The 12,416-nt window shown below is 58.7% G+C and carries 7 protein-coding genes; 3 read left to right on the forward strand and 4 right to left on the reverse strand.

Going from position 1 to position 12,416, the window contains the following annotated elements; translation table 11 throughout:
- Positions 1-77: 77 nt before the first annotated feature.
- Positions 78-2,936, reverse strand: a complete 2,859-nt coding sequence (locus QEH54_RS02550; protein WP_309017050.1) for a hypothetical protein — start codon at positions 2,934-2,936, stop codon at positions 78-80.
- Between the two features lie 319 nt (positions 2,937-3,255).
- Between QEH54_RS02550 and QEH54_RS02555 the strand changes: the two genes are divergently transcribed.
- On the forward strand, positions 3,256-3,783 hold the full coding sequence (locus tag QEH54_RS02555) for a hypothetical protein (RefSeq protein ID WP_309017051.1): 528 nt from the start codon (positions 3,256-3,258) through the stop codon (positions 3,781-3,783).
- 82 nt (positions 3,784-3,865) lie between these two features.
- On the opposite strand, the gene QEH54_RS02560 is transcribed toward QEH54_RS02555, so the two are convergent.
- From QEH54_RS02560 to QEH54_RS02570, 3 genes are all read right to left on the reverse strand, one after another.
- Complete coding sequence (locus QEH54_RS02560) at positions 3,866-7,117, reverse strand: efflux RND transporter permease subunit (protein ID WP_309017052.1); 3,252 nt, start codon at positions 7,115-7,117, stop codon at positions 3,866-3,868.
- Positions 7,118-7,141: 24 nt separating this feature from the next.
- Positions 7,142-8,566 carry an efflux RND transporter periplasmic adaptor subunit gene (locus QEH54_RS02565; RefSeq protein WP_309017053.1) on the reverse strand — a complete coding sequence of 475 codons (1,425 nt, stop codon included), beginning with the start codon at positions 8,564-8,566 and terminating at the stop codon, positions 7,142-7,144.
- Between the two features lie 61 nt (positions 8,567-8,627).
- On the reverse strand, positions 8,628-10,079 hold the full coding sequence (locus QEH54_RS02570; protein ID WP_309017054.1) for a TolC family protein: 1,452 nt from the start codon (positions 10,077-10,079) through the stop codon (positions 8,628-8,630).
- A 280-nt stretch (positions 10,080-10,359) separates the two neighbouring features.
- Between QEH54_RS02570 and QEH54_RS02575 the strand changes: the two genes are divergently transcribed.
- Both QEH54_RS02575 and QEH54_RS02580 read left to right on the forward strand, forming a co-directional pair.
- Positions 10,360-11,010, forward strand: coding sequence for a TetR/AcrR family transcriptional regulator (locus QEH54_RS02575; RefSeq protein ID WP_309017055.1), 651 nt, complete (start codon positions 10,360-10,362; stop codon positions 11,008-11,010).
- A gap of 20 nt (positions 11,011-11,030) precedes the next feature.
- Entirely contained in the window at positions 11,031-12,416 is a 1,386-nt protein-coding gene (locus tag QEH54_RS02580; RefSeq protein WP_309017056.1) for an efflux transporter outer membrane subunit, read from the forward strand.

The raw sequence follows: 12,416 nt of genomic DNA on the forward strand, positions 1-12,416 counted from the left end.
ACTAGACGGCCCTCCTCCTACCCCGGCCGCCTAGCCCGTGTCTTCGATCGAGGGGCTTCTCGCCCCACGCATACTACCTAAACTGCATAAAGCCTTCGCACGCTTTCGCGGTCCTCGAAATGGAGCGAGAGCTCCATCACCGTCATTCCCTCCCTGGCGTTCGGATCCACGGCTCGCTGCAAGGAATCAAGCACCAGAAAAAACAGGTTCTCGCTCCAAATCCCCTTTCGACCCTTCCGGGAAACGGACATCAGCTCCATCAACGCTCCGTTGAGCTCGTCTAGCCGGTACCGCTCCAGAATCCCGTCCTCATGAATCGCGTCGAAAATGTCGTCCAGACGCAGCAGGGCTTTCTTGAAGCGCCTCTCCGCCAGATACGCGTGGTAGAGCTCGCGGCCGAAGGGCACCACGTCGGAGTTGCCGAGCTCGTCGTACACGACGTACTTCTTGCGACCGCTACGGTGGCGACTGCTCCACGAGCGCTCGTCGATGCGACTGTGCCGCATGTAGCTCTCGAAGGACGCTTCCGAAAAGAAGCGGCGGCCGGACGCGTAATAGCGATCCGAGAAATACTGGCGAAAGCTTTGGCTGATCAGATCCTCCAGCTCGTCGTCGTACGCGAGAAACACCTTGCTGAAAGCCCGCGGGCTGTAGCGCACGGTATACTTCAGCGAGAAACGGGACGGCGTTTTGTCAGCGAATTCCAAATACAGTTCATCCGCCATGAGCTCGGCGCTTTCGCAGATGCCAAGCTGCTCCGCGAATCGCAAGTAGTCAGCCAGCTCGCCCCATCGCGGCGTATCGTCCTCTTGCATCACTCGATAGTCGGTCGCCAAATCGAGAATTTCCGGACCGAAGAAATCGGCGTTCTCGCCTTCGGCATCCCCGACCAAAGCCTCCGCCTGGGCTCTCAAGTTGTAGGCGGTAGTGGTCAGCTCCTTCAGGCCGTATCCACTTTTGTAGCGCGTTTCCAATGCGGTTTTCGAATCGTAGAGAAACACTGCTCCGTTTCCTTGATTCTGAATGCGCGAGTTTTCGACTTGGCTGGCCCGGCAAAGGCATTCCTTGCCCCACCCAAAGACGTGCAGTCGCAAGTTTCGACAGTCCACCAGGCTGCGATGAAACTGGCCCGAGTGGGTTTTGAGATAGGGTTCGCGAAAGGCTTGCAGCGCGGGACGGAAGTTTCCTTTGATGCACTCCTCGTAGAGCCCACGGCCCTCTTCGCTGCGAAGATCGAGCTCGATATCTAGGATGCAATCGCTGGAGCGGCGGCGGGCGTAACTCGCCGAAAGGGATAGCTCCAACTTGCGAGCGAAGCCGTTCTCCAATTCGACGGCGAGCTGCGAACGGAATCCGAGCAAAGCCTTAGCCGCCTGCCTGGCTCGCCGAAACGTCGCCGGGTCCGCCAACTCCGTCTCCGCTAGATCGAACACCCGGCGTGAAAGGTCGCCGAGCTCCCCAGCCATCAAGAGCTTGAAGTCGCTGGGAGACGACAGGGAGCTGAGGCGGTTGACCAATCCATCCACATCGAGGCGTTGGTCGACGCTTTTTAAGTAGCTTCTAATTCCGCGAAAAGAACCCGCTTCGCTGACGATTTCCTTTAGCTTGCCCAGGCGTTTGCGAAGATCGAAAAGGCTCTTAGCGTCGCTGACGACCCCAACCAGCGGTTCCCCGAGGACAATTTCGATCAGATCCCATGTATCCTCGTCTTCGATACGTTTCAAAAACATTTCCGCATCGCTCCCGACCAGCGAATCGATTTTCTCCACCAGAGCCTCACCCTTTGCTAGTCCGGCTTGGGCCACCTCCAAAAGACGCCGATCCGCCTCTCCCTCAAACTCCTTCAATTCCACCAACACCCGTTCGCTCAGCCCCTGCAACGCTTCGTAAGACTTGCTAGCTAGCACGTTCTCGTAGAACGACTCCGCCAAGGCGCCCAATTGCTCTCCGTACCGGGCTTTGAGCATTCCCATAGCATCCGACCAGCTATCGCAGCGCGAGATCGCCTCCAACCAGCGCAGGGCGGTGTCAAGATTGACCCCGAGCAAGGCTCCGAGCAAGCGATTCGGGTCCCTGCCAAGCCCTTCCACCTTGATGCCCGCGTTGATGTCCAAGCCACCGGCACCTTCGAAGGAGCGACTCCGCGATCGTCGAGCCTGCAGTCGCGCCCAGCCGCCTTCGCTGCCTTTTCGCGAGCAGATTTCGAAAACTCCGCCCAAGCGACAGGACGCGGCGAGCGAAGCACCCACATTGACGCGGTATTGAAATTCCGGATTCAGACCTTGAATATCCACGGATCGCGATCCTCGCGTTTCATAACCAGCTTGGGCCGTCCCCCAAAGTTCGAGATTGCTCCGTATTCCAATTCCCGATACGCTTCCATCTTGCAGCGTTTCGGGATCCAAAGCGCTTTGCAACGGCCAGCGTAGCCCACTGAAGAACGAGCTCAACGCCTCCCTTGCGGGCATCGTTTTATCGAAAGCAAGACAGTGGAAGAAGTGAAAGGCATTTTCGCTATCCATGCCGCCCCTTCCTTTGAAGTAGGCGCCTACGGGAGACGCCACATCGGCGGTGAGGCCACCATCGCCAGAGATTTCCAGCGCCAGAATCGCTTGCTTGTCGAAATCGATCTCTCCGTCCATCTGGCCTGTGAGCGATCCCTCCAAACCAGACTCCTCGCAAACGACGTACAAGCGCTTCACCAGTTCGGCGGATCCGCTCAACTGCAGATTGAGCGGACTGGTGGCGCCTCCCAGTCGAACCTCCTTCGTCGAATCGTCGATCCGAAAGGTTCCGAGCTCCAGCAGCGAGCAGTCCGTTTCGAAAGGCTCATCGGTCAGCAGCAGGCGTTTTAGAAGGTCGGAGTTGAAATCGACTTCAAGCGGGGCATCGAGAATCGATTGTCTCCGTTCAGAGAGCGTCAGGTCACTACTCATGGAAGAGGGTTGGATTGGAATAGGGTTGAAGGGACACACCCAACCAACCGGCAGCAGGCGGGCAGTCGCCACTGAAGCAAGTCAGCGTTTCGGGCACGCCTGTCGGATCGGAGCGTTGGATGAATTACAAGAGGAGCCCGAACGCCCGCGAAGGACAATCAAGCCAAAAGAATTAGACAGGCGATCACCCTATTCAGGATTCGGCAAAGCGCAAGGTTGGGCGAGCCAAGGCTCTAGGCTATAGTTCGCTCGCTAATTTTCAGTTTACCGATCATATGCTCCGCTAATAAGAACGACTTCGAAACGCCAGCCACTCCCCATGACAGTCACTACCATCGAAGAAGCCTTGGATTTCGTGCAAGATCAGGGCATCTGCACCCTCTTCAGTTCCAAAGACCGAAAGATCACCAGCTTATGGGAGGCGGTGGACCTCCCGGAAAACGACGGACGGACCAAATGGGGACAAAGGGTCGAAGCGATCTGGGCCTGGAAAAACGAGCTGCCCGCCTGCTACCCGGATCTAGTGTTCTACGGAAAAATCCGCGGCGGCGTGGCCGCGCTGATGTCGATGGACTATCTGAGGGAAACGCACTACCCCACTCACCATCTCCCGGTAGATCACTGCCCGCCGCTGGCCCGCGACGTCTACGAGATCGTTCGGCTCAATCCCTGCGAAACCGCCGAGCTAAGGTGCGAGGCCATGGAGTCCTGCCACTGCAGCAAAAGCCAGTTCGACACCGCTCTCAAGAAGCTGCAGATCACCCTCAACATCGCGCGCACCAACGAGCCCGATGTGGAAAACGATCTGTGGCTTCCGTTTCTGGAACTGTATCCAGATTTCGAATAATGCCGTCGGCGAGGCGTACCAGCTCTCGCGGATGCTGGCGCGGGACCGGCTGCGGACCCGCACCGAACGTTCAATCACTCTCCTACGAACTCGCTTCCGCGTCCTTGAGCTGAGCGTTGGCCGCCACTTCGATGCCCTTGACCTGTTCATCCTGGCCGTCCGACGAATACAGCCATTTCAGGAAGCCACCAATGTCGCCCACGATCAGGTTGCCTACCGGCACCAGGAACAACGTGATGAAGGTAGCAAAGATGATTCCCCACCCAAGCGATACCGCCATGGGAATGAGAAACTGAGCCTGGCGACTGCTTTCGAACATCAAAGGCAGCAGCCCCGCGAATGTCGTCAACGACGTAAGCAGAATGGGACGAAACCGCTTCACTCCGGCCAAACGCACCGCATCCGCGAGCGACATGCCTTCCTTGCGTCGCTGGTTGATGAAGTCCACCATGACCAGACTGTCGTTCACCACTACTCCCGAGAGGGCCAGCATGCCGAGTATCGACATCATGGTTACATTGCTCACGGGACTGGAATCCCATTGAAGGATCGTCGTGTAGATGAAGTTCATCAGGTCGTGTCCCATCACCGCGCCCACCACGCCGAACGGGATAGCGGTCATCACGATAAATGGCTGGATGTAGCTCTTGAACGGAATGGCCAGCAGCACGTAGATGACCACCAGCACCAAGTAGATGCCATTCATCAGCTCCCGGTTGTTGTCCCGGGTCTGGGCCGCATTTCCTTGTAGAGTGAAACGCATGCCCGAATAGCCGCTTACCAGCTCCGGCAGGAATTCCGTTTCCAGCTCCATCTGGATCGCTTCCTCGTCGATATCCGTCTCGTCGCCTGCTGCGGTCACGCGAATGATGCGATTGCGGTCGAAACGCTGGATAGAGGGCAAGCTTTTGCCGGGAATGATCTTGGCCACTTCTTCGAAGGGCACCTCCGTGCCATCTTGAGTACGGATCATCATGCTGTGCAACGCCGCTAGCGATCTGCGCTCGCTTTCTGGATACCGGACCATCACCCGCACGTCGTCGCGCCCACGCTGGATACGCTGCGCCTCCGCTCCATAAAAGGCTTGCCGAACCTGGGAAGCCAATTGGCGCGCATTCACCCCGAGCAACGACGCTTGGGGCTTGAGCTCGAGCTCGAGCTCCTCGGTAGCCCGCTGAAACGTGTCCTGGATGTCGTAGAGGCCGCTGTAGGTCGCGAGCTTCTTCTGCAAGGCCTTGGAGGCTTCCACCAGTTCGTCGATGCGTGGACCCTCAAGCTGCACGTTCACCGCATCGCCGCCTCCCCAGGAAAACGCGATATCCAGCGTCTCGGCTTCCGGCACCGGCCCTACCAATTGCCTCAATCTCATTGAAATCTCCCGACTTCCGATGGCCAGGCCGCTCTCGGATTCCGGCACCAATTCGATAACGACTTCCCCTTGTTCCGGCACGCCGGCGATCGAACGCCAGCTGCTGAACGGGCGACCGCCGGCGGTCGCGAAAATGTGGTCGATCACGTCCACGCCGTTCTCCTGCTTCATTTGCTCTCGCAAGGTGAAGGCCGCCTGCTCGATGCGATCGACCACCTCCTTGGTCTTCTCAAACGAGGTTCCGATCGGCATATGCAAGGTCGCCGTGACCGAGTCCTGAGGAATGCGCGGGAAAGTGGTGTACGGCATATGGCCCGCCATGAAGCGAGCGACGAAGATCCCGAGCAAACCGAGGAAGATGGCCAGCACCGCGTAGCGATAGCGCAAGGCCACTTCCAACGCGGGTCGGTAGAACTTTTCCACGAAACGTTCCAGACCGGTGGCGAAACCTCTTTGGAAGCGGGTGAGGATGTTTTTCTTGGCCGTATTCTGGTTGTTGATGGGACGGCAGTGCTTCAAGTGCGCCGGCAATATCAGTTTCGATTCGATCAGCGAAAAGATCAGAACGGGAATGACGACGAAGGGGATCTGCTTAAAAATGTTTCCTCGCCAGCCGGTCATGTTAACCAGCGGATAAAAAGCGGCGATGGTGGTAAGCACGCCAAAGACAACAGGGATCGCCACTTCCTGAGTGCCTTTGATGGTGGCGGTCAGGGAATCCTCGCCTTGCTGCATGCGCTGATAGACGTTTTCCCCGGTCACGATCGCATCGTCCACCACGATACCCAGCACCAATATAAAGGCGAAAAGCGTGATGAGATTGAGCGAAATCCCCATGTACGGCAGCAGGAAAAACGCTCCCGAAAACGCGATCGGAATGCCAAGGGCGACCCAAAACGCCAACGACGGACGGAGAAACAAGGACAGCACTCCGACAACCAGCACGTATCCAAAAATCGCGCTGCCCTTCAAGGTGTTCAACCGATCGGCGATGCGCTGCGAATCGTCACGCCAATAGGACAACGAAATGCCCTCGGGCAGCTCCTTCTGCTTGTTCAGAAGGTAGTCCTTAACCGCGGATCCGAGCTCCAGAATGTTTTGCGATCCAACGCGATAGACGTCGATGGCGATCGACCGCTTGCCGTCGAACCGGGAAATGATAGGCGTCTCGTCGAAACCGTCGCTCACGTGGGCGATTTCGCCTAGCTTGATCTTGGTGCCGTCGGATCGCGTGAAGGCCACGATGTCCGCGAACTCCTCCTGCGTGTAGGCCTGCTGCGTGGTTCTCAGCATCACGTCACCGCCTTCGGTCCGAATTCTCCCTGCTGAAAGATCCAAAGAATGGGTACGGATGGCGTTGGTGATGTCGTCAAACGTCAAGCCATGCTCGCGTAGTGACCGTTCGGATATCTCTACCGCAATCTCGTAGGGGCGTGTCGCTTTCAGGGAGGCGATCGTGATGCCCGGGATCCCGGTGATCTCGTCGCGAATCTCCTCTCCTAGCCGCTTGAGCTCCATCTCGCTAAGCTCGCCGGATACCACCACCGTGATCACGCGCTCGCGAAATTCCGGCATCGATACGCTCGGTCGCTCCGCTTCCACCGGGAGCGTGCGGATGGAGTCCACCCGGTTTTTGATCTTATCCAGAGCGTCCGACATGCTGTAGCCTTCCTCGATCTCCAGATTCACGCTGCCGGAGCTGGAGGTCGCGGTGCTGGTCATCTCCTTGATGCCCTCCACGTCGTAGAGCGCCTCTTCGAGTCGCGTGATGATGGCCTGCTCGACCTCACGCGGGGTCGATCCTGGATACGGCACGTTTACCGAAATGTTGCGCGATGGATAGTCCGGATGCTCTCTGAGCACGATGACATTGAAGGCGGAATAGATGCCGACCGACACGATGGCGAACATCAGCAGATTTGCCGCGACGCTGTTTTTGGTGAACCACTCGATTAGCTTATGCATGGTGAACGTCTCCCTCGGGTTCGTTTAGCTCTGAGGTTGCGCCCTACCGTCACGCGGCGGCATGGTTTCACCATTGGCGCTGGCCCATTCGCTGATCTGTCGCATCAAGGGGCCCATCTTCGACCAGTCGTTGCTGCTCTTAGCCTGGACCAAACGATCTCTCAGGTCTGCGGGCAGTTTCTCGCCGAGCGCCGACATCACGGAATCCGCATAGGTCCCGCCGGCGGCGGTCGCCCCGCCTGATGGCCGGGTGTGGGCGTAAGCGGAGGCCGGCGTATTCGCGTTTTCCATATTCGCCGTCACCTCCCAGCCTTCGAGAGCGTAGGGAACGTCGGTCAAACACAGCAGCTCGCCAGGCCGTAAACCGCTTTTGACGATGATGCTCTCCTTGTCCTCCCAGATCGTCTCCACGTCTCGGCGATCAAGATTGCTTTTTTCGTTCACCACAAGCACGTAGCTATTTTCTCGATACAGCTTGCGCGGGATCACGACCACGTCTTCGAGCACGGTGCCCTCGATTTCGGCCTCGACGAACGTGCCCACTTTCAACGGAGGCCGACCCGGGACCGATTTCCCGTAGGGGTCCTGGATTTGGGCGACCACAAAGAGCTGTCGAGTACGCGTATCGACCGCTCCTTCAGAGCGAATCACGCGACCTTCCCACGAATAGACATTGCCTCCGACCGACGATTTCAGAGTGACCAAAGGTCCATTTTCGATCGACGGATTCGAGCCTCGGTAAATCGAAGGCAGGTCGAGGAATCCCATCTGCGAAGCGGTCAAGGGAAGCCTCACCTCCGCATAGTCCACCGCGTAGATTCGAGCGAGTTCGTTTCCTGTGGATACGAATTGTCCGACGTCCACGCTCTTGGTGAGAACGCGTCCGGCGTAGGGAGCCCGCACCTCGGTACGCTCGAGGTTGAGCTTGGCCGTTTCGACGCGGGCCTTCGCGGACGCCACTGCCGCATTCGCTTGTCGCAATTGCGGCTCCCTCAAGGTCAGCTCCGTCGCTTCCATTCCCGGGTTGAGGCGATCCCAGTCGCGTCGGGCCTGATCGTAGCGAGCCGTTTCCTGCATGAAGGTCAGTTCGGCCTGGGCCAGCTGAGCCTCCGCAACCGTCAGCTCCGTCAGGTAATCTCGGTCATCGATCTTCAGCAGCACTTCTCCTTCCTCGAAAAACGCGCCTTCCTGGAAGTTGGGAGCGATGCTCACGATACGACCGCGAACCTCTGGGATAAGGGAGCTCTCGGTGCGCGCTTTCACCGTACCCTGCGAGTGAAGCGTCACCGTGTAGTCCTGAGCTTGTAGTGGACGCACCACTACTTCTGGATTGGGAGCTTGAAAGCGTTGCCGCTGCGGCTCCTCCTTGCTGGCCATTATGAAATAGATGATAGCCCCGGAAAAAAGCAGAATGCCGATAGGAAGAGTGATTTGTAGAAGGCGTTTCATGAGAAAAGTGTTTTGGTGATGTCGAAAGCTAAATGAAATAAAGGCGTTTGGTTTTCAGGAGCTAGGCTTCGAACCCGCCTCCCAACGCGAGGTACAGATCGATGCGGCTTTGTATCCGCTGATTGGCTACCTGTATGAAGGATCGCTGCGCCGTGATGGAACGACGTACCGAGTCGAGCACCGTGGTGATGTCGGTCAATCCGCTGGCGTATTCCGACCAGGCGAGCTTCTCCGCTTCGATGGACTCCTCCGCAGCGACGCGAAGGTATTCATAGTCCTCCCGATAGGAGCTTTGATTGGAAAGGGCGTTCTCGACCTCGCGGAACGCGGTCAACACCGTTTGCGAATAGGCAGCTACGTTTTGCTCGTAGGTCGCTCGGGCTCTCTGGTAGTTCGCCTTGAGGCGTCCCCCTTGAAACAGGGTTTGAGCCACGCCCAGCGATTGCGACCAGATCCGCTTTTCCACGAAATCGAAAATCTCGTCCAGGTCGGAGCTACTGGTGCCGCGACTGAGATTGAGGTCGAGGCTGGGCAGGCGAGCCTTGCTTTCCTCGAACTTTCGCTGCTCCGCCGCAGCCAAACGCCTCTCCGCTGCGACGATGTCCGGACGCCTCAGGAGCAGTTCGGAAGGGATGCCCTCCGGCATTTCCGCGCGGATGCCGGGAAGCTCCGACGCCAGCTCGAGCTCGTTTTTCGGATAGCGGCCAAGTATCGTCTCCAAATTACGAATGGCCGCGTCGCGGCTGCGGCGACGCTGCTCCAAGGAACTGCGGCTTGAAGCGAGGTTTGCCCGAACCAACCGAACGTCCAGAGCGCGGGCGATGCCGCTGGCGAAATTTTCCTCCACGATGCGCGAGCTTTCCACGAGGGCTTCCAGAATCCGTTTCTCCAGCTCGAGCTGCTGGTCCGCCTCGATAGCCGCGTACCAGGCCTTGGCCGTGCGGGCCGCGAGGGAAAGACGGGCGGATCGGTAGTCCGCCAACGCGGCCTCCTGGTCGGCCAGCTCGGCTCGATACCCGTTGCGCAGCTTGCCCCAGAGATCGATCTCCCAACTGAAGCGTCCCGTCAGGCCATAGGTCTCGGCGGTCGGAGTCTGCTGAATGCCCGACGCGGAGCCTCGGCGGCTCTTGCTGCCGTTTCCACTGAGGTTGAGCGACGGCCAGATTTCGGATTTGCCGGCGTTGGCGCTGGCCAAAGCGGCGTCCAATCGAGCGGCCGCCACCTTGAGATCTAAATTGTAGCGCAGGGCTTCCTCGATCAGTCCGCTCAGCAGCGGGTCGTCGAAATCCTCCATCCAGCCGCTCGGCTCGAAGGAAGCGACCGCCTCGCTTTGTCCGGAGCTGGAAAAATCGTCCGGCACTTCCACCAGCAAACTTTCCGTCCGCGGCGGGGGCGTGGTCATGCAGGCGCTCAGCGAGAAGGCCAGAACCGCAAGGACGGCGGCTTTGGCGTACGGTCGTTGAGCGCCGTTGTCATCGTGTTGTTCGGGAGGAATGGAGGACCGGGAGGCCATGCAGATGATGAGGACAAACAGCTATAGACTAGTAGACGTGGGACGCTTCGAACTCGGCCCCGTTTCCGAGCCAGAGCGAGAGCTCCCCGACACGCAACGGTTACAAAGCCGACTTGAATGTTCCATAGTTAGAAATTGAGCTAATTTTTTCCGCTTCGGGACTGAGCCTGCGCAATCAGCGAGCGAGCAGCCCTATGAAATAAATCAGCGCCGATAGCAAAAACCGCGCGATGCGCGCTTGCCAAGCCATAAAACAAACGTTTGATTCACATTTTCTCAAATGACGGAGACGCAACTCAAACTCATCGAGGCGGCAGAGGTGGAATTCGCGGAGCGTGGCTTCGACGGCTCTTCGGTGCGGGCCATCACCGGCCGGGCGAAAGCCAACATCGCGGCCATCAACTACCACTTCGGTTCCAAGGAGGCGCTTTTTCTGGAAATGGTGCGGCATCGCATCAGCCCGGTGAACGAACTTCGCCTCGACCTGCTCAAGAACGAGCAGGCCAAGCTGGGCTCGAGACCGGTTCCCGTCGAGCGCATCATCGACATCCTGATCCGACCGTTGATCGTCGGCTTCGGCACCGGCGAGTACGGCTCCGCCCACTTCGTGCGAGCCATGGCCCGTGGTCTGGCCGAGCATCAGCACTTCATGGTGGAAATGCAGCGCGAGGTGCTGGCCGAGCTTTTCCGAAGCTTCAAGCATGCCCTCTCCAGCTGCTTTCCCGAGCAACCGCAGGACTTCGCCGAATGCGCCTTCCATTTCCTTTCCTGCTCCTTGAGCGGACTCATGATGCAAACGCACCACGCCCCATCCAGTTCCGACCAGGTTTCCCGCCAGAGCCTCGAGCTCTACGCCGACAATTTCATCGCCTACGTCACTGGAGGGCTCTGCAACCTAGCCCGAGTCTACCAGCCCGCGCCGCTCGCCTAGCCCTTCGCCTACGCCGATAAATGAAGCTCCCTCTGCACACCGCTTCGTCTTTCGCCCTGGTCTCCCTCCTCCTGGTTTCATGCGCGTCCGCACCCCCTTCCGCAGACCCACAGAAAGCGCTGGCGCCGCTGACGCCGGAGCGATGGAGCCAGCCGACTGAGGCCGAGCCAAGCCGTCACTGGATCGACGATTTTCAGGACGAGCGACTTGGGCAGCTCATCGAAGAGGCGTTTCAGAACAACTTCGGCCTCGAGTCGGCCCGTGAACTGGTCAACGCCTCGGCGGCGGCGGCGCGAATCCGCAACGCCGCCCGACTCCCCTCCCTCGGCGTCGGCCTGCAATCCTCGGACGGGAAAAGCATCGCAAGCTTCGACCCCTTGACCTCGATCGAAAGCGAACGCCATGCCCTCAGTCTCAACGCCCGCTGGGAGATTGACCTCTGGAATCGTTTGGGAAACCGCTATCAGGCATCGCGGGTAGAGTACGAAGCCAGCCGATACGAATTCGAGGCTTTCAAGCTTTCTCTTGCCGGCCAGATCGCCAAAGCATGGTTTGACGCCATCGAGCTCAAGCAACAGCTCCAGCTTGCCCGAGCGACCGCGCAAAGCTATCAGAGCAATCTGAACTCCTTGGAAAACCGCTACCGACGCGGCCTGGTGGACGCCTTCGATTTGCGACTGACTAGAGCCCAAACCGCTGGCGCTCGCGCCTCGGCGACCAGCCGTCTCAACCAAGCGGATACAGCGCTTCGCTTTCTGGAAACCCTACTGGGACGCTACCCGTCTGCAGAGCTGGAAACCACTGCCGACTTGCCTGAGCTCAGCGTAACTCCCGGAGCCTCCATTCCCGCTCAAACCCTTTCCCAACGGCCGGATCTGCTGGCTCAGCAGCTCCGAGTGGAGGCCGCGCTGAAGCTGGCTCAAGCCGCAGAGCGAAACTGGCTGCCGAACATCGCGCTCACCGCCAGCGACGGCACGCTATCGAACGATTTCAGCCAACTGCTCGATAGCGACTTCTCCGTCTGGTCGATCGTCGGCGAGGCCAGCGCGGCGCTTTTCCAATCCGGGGCCCTGAAGGCGGAACGCCAGCAGCTTAACGCGAGCCAACTGTCGCAACTTTCCCAATACAAGGAAACCGCGTTGCAGGCCTTTCGCGAAGTCGAAACCGCTCTGCGAGCCGAGCGCGACCTGAAGGATCTACAGAGGGAGACGGAAACCTTGGCAGCGGAGAGCGGGAAAGCCGAAGATCAGGCTTGGAGTCTCTACGAGCGCGGCCTCATCGATATCTCCGCAGCGCTCGACGCCCAGCGGCGCTCCTTCGAAGCTCAGAGTCAGCTCATATCCATTCGCAACCGGCGACTGCAAAACCGAATCGATCTTCATCTCGCATTAGGAGGCGACTTCTAG

The sequence above is a fragment of the Pelagicoccus sp. SDUM812003 genome (assembly GCF_031127815.1).
GTDB lineage: Bacteria > Verrucomicrobiota > Verrucomicrobiia > Opitutales > Opitutaceae > Pelagicoccus.

Bases quoted from the DNA above. Each gene is read 5' to 3' on its own strand.
- QEH54_RS02560 (WP_309017052.1), bottom strand. From the start codon at position 7,117: ATGCATAAGCTAATCGAGTGGTTCACCAAAAACAGCGTCGCGGCAAAT.
- QEH54_RS02570 (WP_309017054.1), bottom strand. From the start codon at position 10,079: ATGGCCTCCCGGTCCTCCATTCCTCCCGAACAACACGATGACAACGGC.
- QEH54_RS02550 (WP_309017050.1), bottom strand. From the start codon at position 2,936: ATGAGTAGTGACCTGACGCTCTCTGAACGGAGACAATCGATTCTCGAT.
- QEH54_RS02565 (WP_309017053.1), bottom strand. From the start codon at position 8,566: ATGAAACGCCTTCTACAAATCACTCTTCCTATCGGCATTCTGCTTTTT.
- QEH54_RS02555 (WP_309017051.1), top strand. From the start codon at position 3,256: ATGACAGTCACTACCATCGAAGAAGCCTTGGATTTCGTGCAAGATCAG.
- QEH54_RS02575 (WP_309017055.1), top strand. From the start codon at position 10,360: ATGACGGAGACGCAACTCAAACTCATCGAGGCGGCAGAGGTGGAATTC.
- QEH54_RS02580 (WP_309017056.1), top strand. From the start codon at position 11,031: ATGAAGCTCCCTCTGCACACCGCTTCGTCTTTCGCCCTGGTCTCCCTC.